The sequence below is a fragment of the Pseudomonas sp. R1-43-08 genome (genome assembly GCF_003852255.1).
GTDB lineage: Bacteria > Pseudomonadota > Gammaproteobacteria > Pseudomonadales > Pseudomonadaceae > Aquipseudomonas.
In genome coordinates, this window is the sequence record NZ_CP027734.1 from 1,357,627 (window position 1) to 1,374,235 (window position 16,609).

A 16,609-nucleotide genomic window follows, 5' to 3' on the forward strand; every position below is an offset into this window, starting at 1 on the left:
ACCGGGTGGACGATTACCAGCAGACGATACGCACCTTGTCCGATCGCATTGTGCTGGCGCAAACGCCGATCCGCGTCCTCGACGCCGTGAAGTGGGACGAGAATATTCGCCAGGGCTTTCTCAAGGCCAAGGGCAAGGCCATGCCCGCCGTGGATCGCGATTACTACCTGAACCGTCCGTTGTCGTTTGACTCCAGTGCGGTCAAGCTGGAATTCCAGAACATCGAGCGCGACATCACCCGCCGCCTCGGCCAGTTCAGCCCCGTAGGGCAGATCATGCGCCGTATGTGCCGGGAGTACCGCATGGTCGTGCGTATGCTCGAAGCCCGTGGCACCGAGGATTTCGGCCTGATTTCCCAGGAACTCTACGGCGCCGCGTCCGACGCCTTCCACGCCGGTGACCCGACCCTGGCCGACCTGGGCCTGATGCTCTCGGACTACCTGAACAATATCGACGGCCGTGGCGACCTCAAGGACGAAGCCAAGACCTTGACCGCCAAGGACGCCGTCGCCTTGCTGCAAACGCGCTTGAACAAAGTGTTCGGCGAGGCCGAAGAAACCATCCGCGTGTTCGAATCCGATGGCATCGTCGCCGACGCGGCGGCGGGCGCCGACTACATCAAGATCCGCGCCGACGCGATGTTCAACGACCGTGACGTGCGCGCCCTGGAAGTGCACGAAGGCCTGGTGCATGTGGGCACCACTCTCAATGGCCAGAACCAGCCGATCTGCACGTTCCTGTCCAAGGGCCCACCCTCATCCACCGTGACCCAGGAAGGCCTGGCGATCCTGATGGAGATCATCACGTTCGCCTCCTACCCCAGCCGGCTGCGCAAACTGACCAACCGCACCCGCGCCATTCATATGGTGGAGGAGGGCGCCGACTTCCTGCAGGTGTTCGAATTCTTCCGCGAGCAAGGCTTTGAAATGGCTGAAAGCTACGGCAACGCCAGTCGCGTGTTCCGTGGCTCGGTGCCCACTGGCTTGCCGTTTACCAAGGATCTGTCCTACCTCAAGGGCTTTATCATGGTTTACAACTACATCCAGCTGGCCGTGCGCAAGGGCAAGTTGGAGCAAGTGCCGTTGTTGTTCTGCGGTAAGACCACCCTTGAAGATATGCGCACTTTGCGCCAACTGGTCGATGAAGGCCTGGTAGTGCCGCCCAAATACCTGCCCGAACAGTTCCGCGACATGAACGCACTGGCGGCGTGGATGTGCTTCTCCAACTTCCTCAACCATTTGAGCCTGGACCGCATCGAGGCGGACTACTCCAATATCCTGTAAGGATGCTGGCTATTTTCAACTCACCCACGAGGCTTCAACGGATGAGAATCCTCGGCATTCTTTGCCTGCTACTCACCTTGAACGGCTGCAGCTCCCTGCTGTTCTACCCGGAGCCCGGCCTGCCGTTCACGCCGCAAAAAGCCCACCTTGCGTACCGCGACGTCACCCTCACCACCGCCGACGGCGTAAAACTGCACGCCTGGTGGCTACCCGCCAAGCCCGGCGTGCCACTCAGAGGCACAGTGCTGCACCTGCACGGCAATGGCGGCAACCTGGCCTGGCACCTGGGCGGGAGTTGGTGGTTGCCGGAACAGGGCTACCAAGTGCTGCTGCTCGACTATCGCGGCTATGGGCTCTCCGAAGGCAAGCCGTCATTGCCGGCGATTTATCAGGATGTGGACGCCGCTTTCAGTTGGCTCGATCAGGCGCCCGAAGCCCGCGGCCAGCCGCTGATCGTCCTTGGCCAGAGCCTGGGCGGTGCGTTGGCCGTGCATTATCTGGCGGCCCACCCCGAGCGCCAGTCCCGGCTCAAGGCCTTGGTATTGGACGGTGTGCCCGCCAGTTATCGTGACGTGGGACAATTTGCCCTGAGCACGTCCTGGTTAACATGGCCGTTGCAGGTCCCTCTGTCCTGGCTGGTGCCCGACGCCGACAGCGCGATCAACGCGATGCCCCGACTGACTGGCGTGCCCAAGCTGCTGTTTCACAGCCTGGATGATCCGATCGTGCCCTTGGCCAACGGTATCCGCCTGTACCAGGCGGCACCGGCGCCCAGGGTGTTGCAACTGACGCGAGGTGGGCATGTGCAGACATTTGCCGACAAGACCTGGCAAACCGTGATGCTGCGTTACCTGGATGACCCGCTGCACTTCAACGGCCTGCGGCGTCTCGGCGAAATCCCGAATTATCCCCTACCTGAAGCTGACCCATCAGAGAGCCCGCAATGAGTGAAGAGCGCAACATGATCCCGCTGATTCTCACTGGCATCGGCACCATCATCGGTACTGTCGGTTGCCTGTGGTACTACGGCTACCTGCACTTCGCCAAGCCGGAGGATGCGCTGTTGCTCAGCGATTTCACGATGCTCAAGACCGTGCCGGGTGAGGACTACAAAATCTCGTTGACCCCTGCCGCTCAAGTGGCACAGTGCATTGATGGCGTATTGGTGATGTTCGACACCGACCAGAAAGGCCTGAGTGGCGTGCTGGTGAATAACAAGAAACAGGCAGTGCGTTGCATGGGGCAGGAAACCCCACAACTGCAGCAGTGACAGCCGGCTTCCCCGCCGTGGGAAAGTGCCGTTATCTCTACAGATTATGGATTTGTCACCTGTCAGTCCGCCCGGCTGAGCGGAACCATCCTGACGCTCCCACCACAGATATGGACTGATTGGCGCTGCTGATCAGTCCATTTTATTCATTGGTTGGAGTGAGCGTTTATGGCGGGAATCAACGGCGTATCGGGTGGTGCAAACATGGGTGGCCTGGGCGGTGTCGGTAATACCGGCAATCGCCAGGGGGGCTCGCAGCAGGGGCTCGACCAACAGATTCAAGATGTAAAGAATCAGATTCAGGAGCTTAAATCCAAAGGCTCTCAGGAAAACCAGGGAAATAGCGGTGCGGGTGGCGAAGATCCTCTCAAGGCATTGGAGGAACTGCTGAAGAAACTGCTCGCCCAGAAAGCTGGCGGGGCGCAGGGTGGTCAAGGCGCACAAGATGGCCAAAGCGGGGGACAAAGCGACGGTCAGGGCCAGATCCAGTCTCCGCCATCCCAAGGTACAGGCTCCGTCGACTACTGATGGGTGCCTCTGGAAAACCGCCTTCATTGGCGGTTTTTCAGGTTGCATCAAGCGACCGGTTTTGTTGTTGACGCGATATCTGGAACCGTATCGCGTCAGATGCCACAGACAGCGATGAAACTACACAAAGCGGGGCCTAGAATGTGGCGATAACCATTGCTGCAATACGCAACATGTTGGACATGGCCAGGGAGCATCAGAAGCTGGAGCGCAGAGACGCTGAGGACGATGAACTCAAGCAACTGATGGATAAGCTGTCGCAAAATGCTTATGGCCCCAAAATCGAAATGCCTGCCGACGATACTCACCGCACCATCCAGTTTGACGAACCCAAAAAAAACCCACCGTAAGGTGGGTTTTTTCATGCCGCTTAAACCAATCAGTTAGCGACGGAAGAACGTGGCTTGACCGGTTGGTTGTCGTTGGAGATGGTCACTTCAACGCGGCGGTTCATTGCACGGCCCGATACGCTGCCGTTGTCGGCAACCGGGTATTCCTTGCCATAGCCCTGGGTCACGATGCGCGAAATATCCACGCCTTGCTGTGCCAGTGCACGTTGCACGGAAGCCGCACGGCGCTCGGACAGGCTCTGGTTGTACGAGTCGGAACCGGTGCTGTCGGTGTAGCCTTCGACAATCACTTTACGGTCCGGGTTGTCGCGCAGGAACTGAGCCAGCTTGGTGATATTCACCAGGCCGCTGGACTTAAGGTCGGACTTGTTGGTGGCGAACAGTACGTCACCAAAGGTCACCAGGGTGCCGCGATCGGTTTGCTTGGCGTTCAAGCTGTCTTGCAGTTGCTTGATCTGCGCGTCACGGGCGTCCAGCAGGGCGCGGGCACGTTCGTCGCCAGCGTTTTTCAGCTTGGCTTCGGACTCACGCAGAGAAATGGTGTCTTTGGCCACTTCTACACGCTGGTTGGTCAGGTAAGCCAACTGGTCGACTTTCTTCTCGTCTTCCTTGTCGCGGTAGGCCTTGTCTGCCTTGTCCAGCCACTCGCTGGCGTCTTTGGTTTCCAGCGCTGCGAGCTTGGTAGCCTGCGGGTTGGTTTGCAGGGCCGTGAAATTGGTCCGTGCGTTTTCCAGATTTGCGTTCGGCGGGGTGGAGCAGGCTGCCAAGGCAACGCTCATCGCCAACAGGGCAGGGATCATCAATTGTTTACGCATAGTCGTGTCGTCCTTTCAATTCGATATCAGGTGCGATGCAGTCAAGGGGCAGCGGTTTACTTCTGCTGGATAGCAGCCGGGCGCATGCCTTCCTTACGCAACTCGTCAACTGCTTTCTGGGAATCCTTCACCGCTTGCTCAGCCTTGGCAGCCTGGGCTTTACGCTCAGCGACACGAGCGTCCCACTCGGCTTGTTCAGCCAACTGACGAGCCTTGTCGTAGTTCTTGTCGTGCATGGCGATTTCGGCTTCTTTGAGCTTGTCCTGGGCCGACTTCATTTCCACGGCTGCAAACTCGGTACCGCCGGCGCTGACCGCGCTGTTGACCGCAGATTGGGTCACTGCGTATTGCTCGGTCGGCGGGTTACCGGCACAGCCAGCCAGAACGAAGCTGGTGCCGATTGCCAGCGCGGCCAATTTGAGCCCGCGCAGGTGGTTAAACGAGGATTTGGCAGTGCTGGTCTTCATCGTCTTCAACTCCATTGGATAACTCCTGAAAAATCCATCCTGGCGTTCGTTTGCGGGCCCGGCGGTTAAGCACATGACGCCAGTTCAAACGAGCGTTCCAAGTGATGGCTTACTGGCTGTGACCGGATGCTTTTTTCAAAAGTTCAGCGGAGATGGCGATTTGCCTAAAAAAATATCTGACTGAATGGTCAGCATCAGAAAATTGGAACTTTCAACCCGCGCAGTGGTACGCCGGGCCGCTGAAAGGCCCGGAATACAGGGGTTGAATCGGTTTGAATAAGAGAAGATCAGTGCTGCGGTTCGTCAGCACTCGCTGACAAATCATGCAGATAGCGGCGCGACAACGTCAGAAAGCGCGGTGTGGGCCCGACGTCTTCATACAGCGGATCGCCTTCTTCATCGGTGGCAATCACCTGCTGGCCCTTGACGTAGGGAAAGCTGGCTTCCAGCTCTTCGAGGGCGGCGCCGATCAGTTCGCCAAGCAGCTCTTCGGTGTGGCGCTTGGGGTACATTTCGGCAAGGGCAGCCAGCCGCGCGGCGGCTTCTACGTCCAGATGAATCGCGTATTGGGTTTGGGTCAGTCGACCCTTGGCGGTTTCTTCCCAATGCTGGGGCAGGTCTCGAATTTTCATGGCAACCTCAATAATGAGTGACCAGCCACCGGTGTGGATAACCCGGCGACTTAACCTTGAGACTAGCTGCAAGCCGCAAGGTTTAAAGTGTCTTGTCAGAAAGCGCCGCCGACGGCACTCTGGAACACCTGCGCGTCCCGGATTTCTGGCTGGAGATTGGCTGATGAGTGATATCGATGCACGCTTGCGTGAGGATGTTCACCTGCTGGGTGAACTGTTGGGCAACACCATTCGAGAGCAATACGGCGATGCTTTTCTCGACAAGATCGAGCAGATCCGTAAAGGCGCCAAGGCTGACCGGCGCGGCGCGGGCGCTGAGCTCAGCGCGAGCCTGAATCAGCTGCAGGAAGATGAACTGCTGCCTGTAGCGCGGGCCTTTAACCAGTTCCTCAACCTGGCCAACATTGCCGAGCAGTACCAGTTGATTCATCGGCGCGATGAATCGCAGCCGGCGCCCTTCGAGTCCCGTGTGCTGCCGGAGTTGCTGGCCCGCCTGCAACGCGAAGGCCACAGTGACGAATCCCTGGCCCGCCAATTGGCGCGGCTGGAGATCGAGTTGGTCCTCACCGCCCACCCCACCGAAGTCGCGCGCCGCACGCTGATCCAGAAATATGACGCGATTGCCGCGCAACTGGCGCTGCAGGACCACCGTGACCTCACCAGCGCCGAACGCGAGCAGATCCGTGAACGCTTGCAACGCCTGATCGCCGAGGCGTGGCACACCGAAGAAATCCGCCGCGTCCGGCCCACGCCGGTGGATGAAGCCAAATGGGGCTTTGCGGTCATCGAGCATTCGTTGTGGCAGGCCATTCCCAATTATTTGCGCAAGGCCGACCAGGCCTTGCACGCCGCCACCGGTTTGCGTCTGCCGCTTGAGGCCGCGCCAATTCGATTTGCCTCGTGGATGGGCGGCGATCGGGACGGCAACCCGAATGTCACGGCGCCGGTCACTCGCGAAGTGCTGTTGCTGGCGCGCTGGATGGCGGCGGATTTGTATCTGCGCGATATCGATCAGCTCGCTTCCGAGCTGTCCATGCAACAGGCCAGCCCGGCATTGCAGGCCCAGGTGGGGGACAGCGTCGAGCCTTACCGCGCCTTGCTCAAGCAACTGCGCGAACGCCTGCGCGCCACGCGCCAGTGGGCCCATGCCGCGTTGAGTGGCCCAGCACCGGCACCGGCGCAGGTGTTGCAGGACAATCGCGACCTGCTCGGCCCGCTGGAGCTGTGCTATCAGTCGCTGCATGAGTGCGGCATGGGCGTGATTGCCGATGGTCCGTTGCTCGACTGCCTGCGCCGCGCTGTCACTTTTGGCCTGTTCCTGGTCCGCCTGGATGTGCGCCAGGATTCCACGCGTCACTCGTCGGCCATGACCGAGATCACCGATTACCTCGGCCTGGGTCGGTATGAAGACTGGGACGAAGACACGCGCATCAACTTCCTGAGCAAAGAACTGACCAATCGTCGACCGCTGCTGCCGGGCTATTTCAAACCGTCGGCGGACACCGCTGAGGTGTTGAACACCTGCCGCGAAATCGCCGCTGCACCGGCCGCATCGCTGGGCTCCTATGTGATTTCCATGGCCGGCGCCGCATCGGACGTGCTGGCGGTGCAGTTGCTGCTCAAAGAGTCGGGCGTACAGCGGCCAATGCGCGTCGTGCCGCTGTTCGAGACCCTGGCCGACCTGGATAACGCCGGGCCGGTAATGGAGCGGCTGTTGCAACTGCCGGGCTATCGCGCGCGGCTGCACGGCCCGCAGGAAGTGATGATCGGCTATTCGGACTCGGCCAAGGACGCCGGCACCACCGCCGCCGCCTGGGCGCAGTACCGGGCACAGGAACGGCTGGTGGATATCTGCCGTGAGCAACAGGTGGAATTGCTGTTGTTCCACGGTCGCGGTGGCACCGTCGGCCGTGGCGGTGGCCCGGCGCATGCGGCGATCCTGTCGCAGCCGCCGGGCTCGGTGGCGGGGCGGTTCCGCACCACCGAACAGGGCGAGATGATCCGCTTCAAGTTTGGCCTGCCGGATATCGCCGAACAGAACCTCAACCTCTATTTGGCGGCGGTACTCGAAGCCACGCTGTTGCCACCGCCGCCACCGGAGCCGGCCTGGCGTCATCTGATGGACGAATTGGCGGCCGACGGCGTCAGCGCCTACCGCGCGGTGGTGCGGGAAAATCCGCAATTCGTCGAGTATTTCCGCCAGTCCACGCCGGAGCAGGAGTTGGGGCGTTTGCCGCTTGGCAGTCGACCCGCGAAGCGGCGCGCCGGCGGTATTGAAAGCCTGCGCGCGATTCCGTGGATCTTCGGCTGGACCCAGACCCGCCTGATGCTGCCCGCCTGGCTCGGCTGGGAAGCGGCATTGAGCAAAGCCCTGGAGCGCGGCGAGGGTGAGTTGCTGGGGCAGATGCGCGAGCAGTGGCCGTTCTTCCGCACGCGCATTGATATGCTGGAAATGGTGCTGGCCAAGGCCGACGCCGATATCGCCCGCCTCTATGATGAGCGCCTGGTGCAGCCCGACTTGCTGCCATTGGGCGCGCACTTACGCGACCTATTGTCGCAGGCGTGTGACGTGGTGCTTGGCCTGACTGGTCAGTCGCAGCTGTTGGCCCACAGTCCGGACACCCTGGAGTTCATCCGCCTGCGCAACACCTACCTCGACCCCTTGCACCTGCTGCAGGCCGAATTGCTTGCTCGCTCGCGCCAACGCGAAGCGGCGCAGGACAGCCCTCTGGAACAGGCGCTGCTGGTGTCCGTCGCCGGTATTGCCGCCGGTTTGCGCAACACCGGTTGAGGTTTTTCGCCTGTTCTCAATAGCTTGCGAATCAACCGCGACGACCGCCCTGAAACGGGCGGTCGTTATTTGAGGGGGTAGGTTGCGCCCAGGCAAACCCTTTGGCTGACGCATGCCTGGCGCGGGTTTCTCCTACTTTTGGCGGCTTGTGTGGTAAGGGCCTGCTGTGTATCTTGATCAGCCTTTGGCCGTTTGATCGGCCTGGAACCACATTTTTACGAGATTGGCCCCACGCGGCGAATCCGAGCGTCATCTCTATAAAAAATTGAGGAGCACATCGATGCGCGTCATTCTGCTGGGAGCTCCCGGGGCCGGTAAAGGTACTCAGGCAAAGTTCATCACTGAAAAATTCGGCATTCCACAAATCTCCACCGGCGACATGCTGCGCGCGGCCGTCAAGGCCGGCACCGAGCTGGGCCTGATCGCCAAGAGCGTGATGGACAGCGGCGGCCTCGTCTCCGATGACCTGATCATCAACCTGGTCAAGGAACGCATCAGCCAGGAAGACTGCAAGAACGGTTTCCTGTTCGACGGCTTCCCGCGCACCATTCCCCAGGCTGAAGCCCTGGTGAAAGCCGGTGTCGAGTTGGACGCCGTAGTCGAGATCGCGGTTGAAGACGAAGAAATCGTCCAGCGTATCGCCGGTCGACGCGTTCACGAAGGCTCGGGCCGCGTGTATCACATCGTCTACAACCCGCCGAAAGTGGCCGGCAAGGACGATGTCACCGGTGAAGATCTGGTGCAGCGTAAAGACGACACCGAAGAAACCGTACGTCATCGCCTGTCGGTCTACCATTCCCAGACCAAGCCGCTGGTGGACTTCTACCAGCAGCTGTCCGCTAAACAGGGCAAGCCGAAATACAGCCATATTCCTGGCGTCGGCTCCGTGGAGGCGATCACTGCCAAGGTGCTGCAAGCACTGAGCTGATGCGTTGATCGGCTGCATTCACAACGGCCCGCTTGCGGGCCGTTGTTGTTTATACTGGCGCACTTTTTTCGACTTGGACACCCACACCCATGAGCACCCTGCTGGCCCTGGACACCGCGACTGAAGCTTGCTCCGTGGCCTTGCTGCACGACGGCAAGGTAACGAGCCACTACGAGGTGATCCCGCGGCTGCACGCGCAGAAGCTGCTGCCCATGATCAAGCAACTGCTGGAAGACGCCGGAACCAGCCTGGCCGCCGTGGATGCCATCGCTTTCGGCCGTGGCCCCGGCGCGTTTACCGGTGTGCGGATTGCCATTGGCGTGGTGCAGGGCTTGGCGTTTGCGTTGGAGCGTCCGGTATTGCCGGTGTCCAACCTCGCGGTACTGGCCCAACGTGCGCTGCGTGAGCATGGCGCCACGCAAGTGGCGGCGGCGATTGATGCGCGCATGGACGAAGTCTATTGGGGCTGCTACCGCGAGAGTGCCGGTGAAATGCGCCTGGTTGGCGTGGAAGCCGTGCAAGCGCCGGAGTCATCGGTACTGCCCGGTGATGCCAGCGGCGACTGGTTCGGTGCCGGGACTGGCTGGGGCTATGGCGAGCGTATGGGGGTGCAGCTGGCGAGTCAGGATGCTGCGATGCTGCCCCATGCCGAAGACCTGCTGACCCTTGCACGCTTTGCTTTCGAGCGCGGCGAGGCGATTGCGGCGGATCTGGCGGCGCCGGTGTACCTGCGCGATAAAGTCGCACAGACCAAGGCAGAGCGAGGGATTATTTGACGCCAGAATTGCGGTAAATCTGCGGGAAATAGCGCCAATCGTCAGAATTTGCGCAGGGTTTTAAACCTTTTTCAAATTATGTGTTCTAGTTATCACCAGAGCATTTGCGCGCTACGGATCGCGCCACTAAAATGCCATTACTGATAGCGAGTTCGCGCCTATGCGTATTGATGGCTTTTCCTCACAGTCGTACCCAATCAAACGTAAGCCGCGTAAGGCTAACGTTACTGTGGACGACTCCGTCGAGGACTCGCCAGACTTCATTGAAGTCCACTCCGACGCGCAGCCCAGCACCCAAGCCCGCATCAGCGGTCTTCCCGCCCGTCAGCAAGACATGGTCTTCCCCCGCTCCATGAGCAAAAGCGTTGCCACTGCCCTGGCCAGCTACCTGACCACCGCCGGCTTTGTCGAATGGGATATGGAAGTGCTGGGTCTCGATATCCACATCTGATGCGTCTGCCTTACTACATCGGCTGCCCGTCCTGGAGTGAAAACGCCTGGCGGGAATATCTGTATCCCGCCGATGCGCGCTCCAATGATTACCTGGCACTCTATTCCCAAGTCTTCAACGCGGTTGAAGGCAACACCACGTTTTATGCGCGCCCCTCGGTCGCCACGGTGCAGCGCTGGGCCGAGATCATGCCCGAGCACTTTCGCTTCACCGCCAAATTCCCGGGTGATATCAGCCATGCCGGTGACTTGCGCGAGCAGTTGCCGGCGGCGGAAAGCTTCGTCGGCTTGATGAGCCCCTTGGGCGAGCGCGTTTCGCCGCTGTGGCTGCAACTGTCGAAGGCTTTTACCCCGCAGCGCCTCGGTGAGCTGGCCGGATTCCTCGATGGCATCGATCGCCCGCTGGCCGTTGAAGTTCGCCACGAAGAGTTCTTCGCCAAAGGCGAGGCCGAGCGCAGGCTTAACCGCCTGCTGCGCGATCGCGGTGTCGAACGCGTCTGCCTCGATCCGCGCGCGCTGTTCAGTTGCACCTCCACCTCGGCGGCCGTCCTGCATGCCCAATCGAAAAAGCCCAGGGTGCCTCCGCGCCCGGCGGCGCTGACTCTGTTTCCCCAAGTGCGCTTTATCGGGCATCCCGAGCTTGAAGCCAACGACCCGTTCCTGAAGCCCTGGGTCGAAAAAATCGCCAGCTGGATCGAAGAGGGGCGCACTCCCTACATGTTCCTGCACACCTCGGACAACCGCCTCGCCGCGCAATTGGCCTTGCGTTTCCACGACCAGTTGATAGCGCGTTTGCCAGGGCTCGCGCCGCTGCCAACCTTGCATCGAGAACCCGTCGCGGAGCAACTGGGGTTACTCTAGGGCTTCTTTCCCGCCAGGAGTCAGTCATGGATGCCCAAACCCTTCGCGCCGAAACCTTCAAAGCCCTGCACGCGCGCGATCGTGCCTTTGTCATGCCCAATCCGTGGGACGCCGGCTCCGCCATCATGCTTGCCAGCCTGGGCTTCGAAGCGTTGGCCACCACCAGCGCGGGTTTTGCGTTCAGCCTGGGACGGCCGGATGCGGAAGGCGCGCTGTCGCTGGAAGACACTCTGGGCAATGCCGGAGCCATAGTTCGGGCGACTTCGCTGCCAGTCGCCGCTGACTTGGAAAACGGCTTCAGCGACACCCCCGAAGGCTGTGCCCAGACCATCCTGCGAGCTGCCGCCACCGGTATCGTCGGCGGCTCCATCGAAGACGCCACCGGAGTTGCCGTCGATCCGATCTACCCCTTCGACCTCGCCGTCGAGCGCGTCGAGGCTGCCGTTGCCGCCGCCCGCAGCCTGGGGTTTCCCTTCACGCTGACGGCTCGTGCAGAAAACTTTCTGCATGGTCGCCCGGACTTGCCCGACACCATTCGCCGCCTGCAAGCCTACGCCGAAGCGGGCGCCGATGTGCTGTATGCGCCGGGCCTGCGCAGTGCCGAAGAGGTGCTGGCGGTGGTCAAGGCCGTCGCGCCCAAACCGGTGAATGTGTTGATGTCCGGTGGCCTGAACCTCAGCGTCGCGCAGTTGAACGAACTGGGCGTGCGGCGCATCAGCGTGGGCTCGGCCCTGGCCCTGGCGGCCTATGGCGAGTTCTATCGGGCGGCGCAGGAAATCTACGGGCTGGGCACCTTTACCTTCACCGAGCGCAAGATGCCGTTCGACCAGGCCAATCGATTCTTCAAGGGCTAAGCGGTGCGGTCGATCAGGTGGATGGGCGCGTTGCTGTTGCTTGGCGGCGCGGTGGCCGTGGGCGTATGGCGCGGCTGGGTGCCGTTGCCGCATGAATGGAATCCATGGGCGCCGCTGGATGTGCGCGCCAGTCCGAACCTGTTGACGCGCTACAAATTGGGGCGGCTGCAGGATGATCCCGCGCTGTGCGACCAGGTGCTGAAAACCTCGGGGTTGCGGGTGAGCCGTCAGGCCGACTCGCGCGCCGACGCCGCTTGCCCCCTGCGCAACACGTTGAGGGTACAGGGCGCAGAGGTTGGCTTGAGCAGCAGCTTCCTGGCCAGTTGCCCACTGGCGGTAGCGTTTGCCTTGTTCGAGCGCCACAGCCTGCAACCGGCGGCTCAGGCGATATACGGCCAAGCGGTGACGCGGGTCGATCACCTGGGCAGTTTTGCCTGTCGCAATGTCTACAACCGCGCCGAAGGCCGACTCAGCCAGCACGCGTCGGCCAATGCATTGGATATCGCCGGGTTTCGCCTGGCCGATGGACGTCGTATCAGTGTGCTCAAGGACTGGCCGGGGCAGGGCGCTGATGCACGGTTTTTGCGTCAGGTGCGTGACAGTGCGTGTCAGGCTTTCAATGGGGTGTTGAGCCCCGACTATAACGCCGCGCACCGTAACCACTTCCATCTGGATATGGGCCGCTGGTGGATGTGTCGCTAAGCGTCAGGCGGCCAGGCGCAGGTTGTTGGCGATCAGCGGGCGTGCCCAGTGGTAGTCAAAATCCAGGGCCTTCTGTTGTTCGGCCAGAGCCTGTTCGGTGAACGGAGTCGCGGCCGGTGGCAACAAGTCCAGCTCGAACTCGGCAATCGGCAAGTGCAGCGGGCGGGGTTGCGGCGCCGGGCCCGGCTCAGCGACGGGTTGACCTGCACTCAAGACGATCGGGCGTACCCAGCCGCTTTCGAAATTCTGCTGGCGTTGCTGGGCGATGATGTCTTCATCAGGAAAGGGTGGCGCTGCGGGTGGCAGCAACTCGGTTTCGAATTCGGCAATCGGCAGGAACAGCGGCTCAGGCGGGGCGATCGCGATGTCTTTCACGTCGCACTCGCGCTGGGTGAGGATCTGCGCGAGCAGGTCGGCGCCTTCGCTGGGTTCCACCGCCGGGTCTTTCGGTGCAGTCGCCATGGCGGCCAGCGCGCCCGGCGTGGCACCGAGCTGCTCGGCCAGGGCGCGGGCGAAGAAGTCCTGCCACACATGGCTCACCCCGGCCAGCGCTTGAGTATTGCGCAGGCCGTAGTGGTTGTGGGTCGGCAGTACACCGATAGTTAGGGGAAGAATGTCTGACATTTTTTTCGGTCGACGCTCAGCTCTGGCAAAATACCTGACTGTTGTTTTTATCGGCCGGTGTTTGCCGATCCTTAATATTTTTGAGCGTAGCGATTGATGAGCGAACAACCAGCGGCCAGCCGCATTCGGGTCGAGGCTTTGGCCGAAGGATTCCAGGCCCGCGCCGAGCAGTGGGCGGCGCTGCTTGGCTTGCCTGTGCAACTCGATGATGCGGATTTTTCCCTGCAAGTCGGGGAACAAGGCCTGCAGTTGCAACAGCTCGGGCCTGACGCGCCAGGGCCGGTGCGGGTCGACTTTATCGAAGGCGGCGCAGCGCACCGGCGGCTGTACGGCGGCGGCAGCGGGCAGATGATCGCCAAGGCCGTGGGCATCGCCCAAGGCGTTCGCCCGCGCGTGCTCGACGCCACGGCGGGCCTGGGCAAGGATGCCTTCGTGCTGGCCAGCCTGGGCTGCGAGATGAGCCTGGTCGAGCGCCAGCCGTTGATCGGCGCCTTGCTTGAAGATGGCCTGGCACGCGCTGCGCAGGATTTTGAAGTGGCGCCGATCGTGGCGCGGATGCAGCTGCTCAAGGGCAACTCCATCGAGGTGATGTGCAATTGGGAGGGTGAGCCGCCGCAGGTGATCTACCTAGACCCGATGTTCCCGCATCGTGAGAAAACCGCCCTGGTGAAGAAGGAAATGCGTCTGTTCCGGCCACTGGTCGGCGATGACCCGGACGCACCGGCCTTGCTCGCAGCGGCGTTGGCCCTGGCCAGCCACCGTGTGGTGGTCAAGCGCCCGCGCAAGGCACCGTGCATTGAGGGGCCCAAGCCGAGCCATGCGCTGGAGGGTAAATCCAGTCGGTACGATATTTATCCTAAAAAAGCACTCAAGCCTTAAAACGTATCCGGCCTTCAGGGGCCCCATCGCGGCATAGGTATCTACACAACTTCGTAGCAGCCTACGCTAACCACGATGCGAAGCGAGCCGCTCTTGCTCTTGATCTTAGGCGCCCCGTTAAACCACGCTGGCCGGAATTCGACAGTGATTTGGGGGGTAAACCGGCAGGGATGCCGGTTTAGCCGCCCCGTGCCATGGATGGGGCGTGGCGGCGGCCCCCCAAATCAATGTCGGATTACGGGCACACCGAGCCTAGGCGAGGTGCCGAGTGGTGGGGCAAGAGCGTTTTGCTTACTTTTGCGCTTTTCAAAAGTGAGACGCCGTAAGGGCGGAACCCTAAGCCGCCGTTACCGCAGCAACGGATATGTACTCGCTCTGATCTAACATCCTGGTCGTCTGTCAGGCCGCCATCGGGGGCAAGTCGAATCGTCGCACCGCCCCTCCCACATTTGGAGCGCGGGGCGTCAGTTAGAGAGGCTTCGGCTCCCGAGCCGTCACAGGTTCAGAGCGACGGCAAAGTGTGTAGATATCCATGCTGCGATAGCGCCAGTCCAGACGGCGAAGGCTTCATAGGCGGTAAGCCCGCATAAACAACCCCACCACCTCCTGCACATGCGCCTCGGCGTCCGCCTCGCTCAATTGCCCGCCACAGCCATACAGCAGACGGAAGTTCGCCGTGCCTTTGAGCAGGCAAAAGAAGTGTTCGGCCGCCTTGAAGGGTTTGTCGATGCTCAGGGCGCCACTCTCGTCGATTCGACTGAGCAGACGCTCCATGCCCTGCAACATGCGCATGGGCCCTGCTTCGAAGAAGATCTGCGAGAGTTTCACGTCCTGATTGCCGGTCGTCATCATCAGGCGATGCAGGTTCACCGACTCCTCGCTGTTGATCAGCCGATGAAACCCGCGCGCGATGTTCAGCAGCACCGTTTGCACCGGCATGGCGTCGGGCAGTTCGAAATACATCACCGGCAGTTGTTCCTCGCACTTGGCGACGACGGCGGCAGTGAACAAGGTTTCTTTGTCGGTGAAGTGGCTGTAGACGGTCAGTTTCGACACCCCCGCTTCAAGCGCCACAGCGTCCATGCTGGTACTGGCATAGCCATTGCCCAAAAACAGAACTTTGGCGGCTTCGAGGATTGCCTGGCGTTTTGCCATGTCCTTGGGGCGCCCGGGGCTGTTGGTGTTTATAGGATTGTCGGACATTTTCACCTTTAATACTGGACTGGTGAGTTTGGTATTAATAACATACCGGCCAGTATAATTATTCCTAGCATCATTTGCGAAAGGTCCTACAGCATGCGCAGCACGTTCCTGCCCCTTGCGTTGCCTGTCAGCTTGGTCTTCCTGTTAGCCGCCTGCGGCCACGAAGACGCGGTCCAAACCACTATTCGCCCGGCCATGGTGGTGCAACCCCAGCCTTCGGCGCAGGCGATGGACAGCTATCCAGGTGAAGTGCGCGCCCGCTATGAACCGGATCTGGCCTTTCGCATCGGTGGCAAAGTCAGCAAGCGCCTGGTGGAAGAGGGCGAGCGGGTCAAGGCCAACCAGCCCCTGGCAGAGCTCGACCCCCAGGATGTGCGCCTGCAACTGGAAGCCTCCCGTGCCCAAGTGGCGGCTGCCCAAGCCAACCTGAGCCTGGTGCGCGCCGAGCGTGACCGCTACAAGACCCTGATGGACCGTCAGATGGTTAGCCGGTCCCAGTACGACAATTCTGAAAATCTTTATCGAGCCGGTGAGGCACGTCTCAAGCAGATCAATGCTGAATTCGACGTGTCCAGCAACCAGGCCGGCTATGCGGTGCTGCGTGCGCCCCAGGACGGTGTCGTCGCCAGGCGCGCGGTTGAAGTCGGCCAGGTCGTCTCCGCTGGCCAAACCGTGTTCACCCTGGCCACCGATGGCGAGCGTGAAGTGTTGATCAGCCTGCCTGAGCAAGGCTTCGGCCGTTTCAAGATCGGCCAGCCGGTGTCGGTTGAGCTGTGGAGCCAGCCGGATCAACGGTTTGCCGGGCGCATTCGCGAGCTGTCGCCCGCCGCCGACCCGAAGTCGCGCACCTTCGCTGCGCGGGTGGCGTTCACGGGCGGTAAAGTCCCGGCGGAACTCGGCCAGAGCGCCCGCGTATTCATACAGGTCGACGGTGTGATTCCACTGTCGGTGCCGCTGTCTGCCCTGAGTGCGGAGAACGGCGCGTCGTACGTCTGGCGTGTGCAGCCGGACAACACCCTCAAGCGCACACCCGTGCGCATCGGCGCGTTTGGCGAGAACACCGTGCCGGTACTCGAAGGCCTGGCGCCCACCGACTGGGTGATTGCGGCGGGTGTGCATGTGCTCCATGAGGGGCAGCAAGTGCGCCCGGTGGATCGCGCCAACCGTGTGGTGAATCTGGCGGCCAAGGAGTAGTC

19 protein-coding genes are annotated in these 16,609 nt (G+C 61.2%); 14 read left to right on the plus strand and 5 right to left on the minus strand.

Annotated elements, in window-relative coordinates:
• Positions 1-5 precede the first annotated feature (5 nt).
• The 5 genes from C4J87_RS06080 to C4J87_RS06100 all read left to right on the plus strand — a co-directional run bounded on the left by C4J87_RS06080 (position 6) and on the right by C4J87_RS06100 (position 3,431).
• Positions 6-1,283: a flavohemoglobin expression-modulating QEGLA motif protein gene (locus C4J87_RS06080; RefSeq protein ID WP_124361575.1), complete on the plus strand. Its 1,278-nt coding sequence runs from the start codon at positions 6-8 to the stop codon at positions 1,281-1,283.
• Between the two features lie 41 nt (positions 1,284-1,324).
• Positions 1,325-2,230: an alpha/beta hydrolase gene (locus C4J87_RS06085; RefSeq protein ID WP_124366086.1), complete on the plus strand. Its 906-nt coding sequence runs from the start codon at positions 1,325-1,327 to the stop codon at positions 2,228-2,230.
• Positions 2,227-2,553, plus strand: a complete 327-nt coding sequence (locus C4J87_RS06090) for a hypothetical protein (RefSeq protein WP_124366087.1) — start codon at positions 2,227-2,229, stop codon at positions 2,551-2,553. The genes C4J87_RS06085 and C4J87_RS06090 overlap by 4 nt, the downstream gene beginning before the upstream one ends.
• Before the next feature lie 168 nt (positions 2,554-2,721).
• Entirely contained in the window at positions 2,722-3,081 is a 360-nt protein-coding gene (locus tag C4J87_RS06095; RefSeq protein WP_177412788.1) for a hypothetical protein, read from the plus strand.
• Between the two features lie 143 nt (positions 3,082-3,224).
• On the plus strand, positions 3,225-3,431 hold the full coding sequence (locus C4J87_RS06100; protein WP_124361578.1) for a hypothetical protein: 207 nt from the start codon (positions 3,225-3,227) through the stop codon (positions 3,429-3,431).
• Positions 3,432-3,460: 29 nt separating this feature from the next.
• Here C4J87_RS06100 and C4J87_RS06105 read toward each other — a convergent pair whose 3' ends face one another.
• The 3 genes from C4J87_RS06105 to C4J87_RS06115 form a co-directional block, all read right to left on the minus strand.
• Positions 3,461-4,246: an OmpA family protein gene (locus C4J87_RS06105; protein ID WP_104501912.1), complete on the minus strand. Its 786-nt coding sequence runs from the start codon at positions 4,244-4,246 to the stop codon at positions 3,461-3,463.
• Between the two features lie 56 nt (positions 4,247-4,302).
• Positions 4,303-4,728: a DUF4398 domain-containing protein gene (locus C4J87_RS06110; protein WP_124361579.1), complete on the minus strand. Its 426-nt coding sequence runs from the start codon at positions 4,726-4,728 to the stop codon at positions 4,303-4,305.
• A gap of 272 nt (positions 4,729-5,000) precedes the next feature.
• Positions 5,001-5,345, minus strand: coding sequence for a pilin assembly protein (locus C4J87_RS06115; RefSeq protein ID WP_124366088.1), 345 nt, complete (start codon positions 5,343-5,345; stop codon positions 5,001-5,003).
• A 163-nt stretch (positions 5,346-5,508) separates the two neighbouring features.
• On the opposite strand from C4J87_RS06115, the gene ppc reads away from it, so the two are divergent.
• From ppc to C4J87_RS06150, 7 genes are all read left to right on the plus strand, one after another.
• Positions 5,509-8,136 carry a phosphoenolpyruvate carboxylase gene (gene ppc / locus C4J87_RS06120; protein ID WP_124366089.1) on the plus strand — a complete coding sequence of 876 codons (2,628 nt, stop codon included), beginning with the start codon at positions 5,509-5,511 and terminating at the stop codon, positions 8,134-8,136.
• Between the two features lie 280 nt (positions 8,137-8,416).
• A complete protein-coding gene (adk, locus tag C4J87_RS06125) occupies positions 8,417-9,064 on the plus strand; it encodes an adenylate kinase (RefSeq protein ID WP_124361582.1) in 648 nt (215 codons plus the stop codon).
• Positions 9,065-9,153: 89 nt separating this feature from the next.
• Positions 9,154-9,840, plus strand: a complete 687-nt coding sequence (gene tsaB / locus C4J87_RS06130; protein WP_124366090.1) for a tRNA (adenosine(37)-N6)-threonylcarbamoyltransferase complex dimerization subunit type 1 TsaB — start codon at positions 9,154-9,156, stop codon at positions 9,838-9,840.
• A gap of 160 nt (positions 9,841-10,000) precedes the next feature.
• Positions 10,001-10,291, plus strand: coding sequence for a hypothetical protein (locus tag C4J87_RS06135; protein WP_124361584.1), 291 nt, complete (start codon positions 10,001-10,003; stop codon positions 10,289-10,291).
• Positions 10,291-11,151, plus strand: a complete 861-nt coding sequence (locus C4J87_RS06140) for a DUF72 domain-containing protein (protein WP_124366091.1) — start codon at positions 10,291-10,293, stop codon at positions 11,149-11,151. The genes C4J87_RS06135 and C4J87_RS06140 overlap by 1 nt, the downstream gene beginning before the upstream one ends.
• A 26-nt stretch (positions 11,152-11,177) precedes the next feature.
• Entirely contained in the window at positions 11,178-12,005 is an 828-nt protein-coding gene (locus C4J87_RS06145) for an isocitrate lyase/phosphoenolpyruvate mutase family protein (RefSeq protein ID WP_124366092.1), read from the plus strand.
• A gap of 21 nt (positions 12,006-12,026) precedes the next feature.
• Positions 12,027-12,707, plus strand: a complete 681-nt coding sequence (locus C4J87_RS06150) for an extensin family protein (protein WP_124366093.1) — start codon at positions 12,027-12,029, stop codon at positions 12,705-12,707.
• A gap of 3 nt (positions 12,708-12,710) precedes the next feature.
• Here the strand turns inward: C4J87_RS06150 and C4J87_RS06155 are convergent, their stop codons facing one another.
• Positions 12,711-13,331, minus strand: a complete 621-nt coding sequence (locus C4J87_RS06155; protein WP_124366094.1) for an energy transducer TonB — start codon at positions 13,329-13,331, stop codon at positions 12,711-12,713.
• Positions 13,332-13,427: 96 nt separating this feature from the next.
• Here C4J87_RS06155 and C4J87_RS06160 point away from each other — a divergent pair, with 96 nt between their 5' ends.
• Complete coding sequence (locus C4J87_RS06160; RefSeq protein ID WP_124366095.1) at positions 13,428-14,210, plus strand: class I SAM-dependent methyltransferase; 783 nt, start codon at positions 13,428-13,430, stop codon at positions 14,208-14,210.
• 567 nt (positions 14,211-14,777) lie between these two features.
• On the opposite strand, the gene C4J87_RS06165 is transcribed toward C4J87_RS06160, so the two are convergent.
• A complete protein-coding gene (locus C4J87_RS06165; protein WP_124366096.1) occupies positions 14,778-15,413 on the minus strand; it encodes a TetR/AcrR family transcriptional regulator in 636 nt (211 codons plus the stop codon).
• 93 nt (positions 15,414-15,506) lie between these two features.
• Here C4J87_RS06165 and C4J87_RS06170 point away from each other — a divergent pair, with 93 nt between their 5' ends.
• Entirely contained in the window at positions 15,507-16,607 is a 1,101-nt protein-coding gene (locus C4J87_RS06170; protein WP_124366097.1) for an efflux RND transporter periplasmic adaptor subunit, read from the plus strand.
• The last annotated feature ends 2 nt before the right edge of the window (positions 16,608-16,609 follow it).

Bases quoted from the DNA above. Each gene is read 5' to 3' on its own strand.
- C4J87_RS06115 (WP_124366088.1), bottom strand. From the start codon at position 5,345: ATGAAAATTCGAGACCTGCCCCAGCATTGGGAAGAAACCGCCAAGGGT.
- C4J87_RS06160 (WP_124366095.1), top strand. From the start codon at position 13,428: ATGAGCGAACAACCAGCGGCCAGCCGCATTCGGGTCGAGGCTTTGGCC.
- tsaB (WP_124366090.1), top strand. From the start codon at position 9,154: ATGAGCACCCTGCTGGCCCTGGACACCGCGACTGAAGCTTGCTCCGTG.
- C4J87_RS06090 (WP_124366087.1), top strand. From the start codon at position 2,227: ATGAGTGAAGAGCGCAACATGATCCCGCTGATTCTCACTGGCATCGGC.
- C4J87_RS06165 (WP_124366096.1), bottom strand. From the start codon at position 15,413: ATGTCCGACAATCCTATAAACACCAACAGCCCCGGGCGCCCCAAGGAC.
- C4J87_RS06155 (WP_124366094.1), bottom strand. From the start codon at position 13,331: ATGTCAGACATTCTTCCCCTAACTATCGGTGTACTGCCGACCCACAAC.
- C4J87_RS06170 (WP_124366097.1), top strand. From the start codon at position 15,507: ATGCGCAGCACGTTCCTGCCCCTTGCGTTGCCTGTCAGCTTGGTCTTC.
- C4J87_RS06110 (WP_124361579.1), bottom strand. From the start codon at position 4,728: ATGGAGTTGAAGACGATGAAGACCAGCACTGCCAAATCCTCGTTTAAC.
- C4J87_RS06085 (WP_124366086.1), top strand. From the start codon at position 1,325: ATGAGAATCCTCGGCATTCTTTGCCTGCTACTCACCTTGAACGGCTGC.
- C4J87_RS06095 (WP_177412788.1), top strand. From the start codon at position 2,722: ATGGCGGGAATCAACGGCGTATCGGGTGGTGCAAACATGGGTGGCCTG.
- ppc (WP_124366089.1), top strand. From the start codon at position 5,509: ATGAGTGATATCGATGCACGCTTGCGTGAGGATGTTCACCTGCTGGGT.
- C4J87_RS06150 (WP_124366093.1), top strand. From the start codon at position 12,027: ATGGGCGCGTTGCTGTTGCTTGGCGGCGCGGTGGCCGTGGGCGTATGG.
- adk (WP_124361582.1), top strand. From the start codon at position 8,417: ATGCGCGTCATTCTGCTGGGAGCTCCCGGGGCCGGTAAAGGTACTCAG.
- C4J87_RS06140 (WP_124366091.1), top strand. From the start codon at position 10,291: ATGCGTCTGCCTTACTACATCGGCTGCCCGTCCTGGAGTGAAAACGCC.
- C4J87_RS06105 (WP_104501912.1), bottom strand. From the start codon at position 4,246: ATGCGTAAACAATTGATGATCCCTGCCCTGTTGGCGATGAGCGTTGCC.
- C4J87_RS06145 (WP_124366092.1), top strand. From the start codon at position 11,178: ATGGATGCCCAAACCCTTCGCGCCGAAACCTTCAAAGCCCTGCACGCG.
- C4J87_RS06135 (WP_124361584.1), top strand. From the start codon at position 10,001: ATGCGTATTGATGGCTTTTCCTCACAGTCGTACCCAATCAAACGTAAG.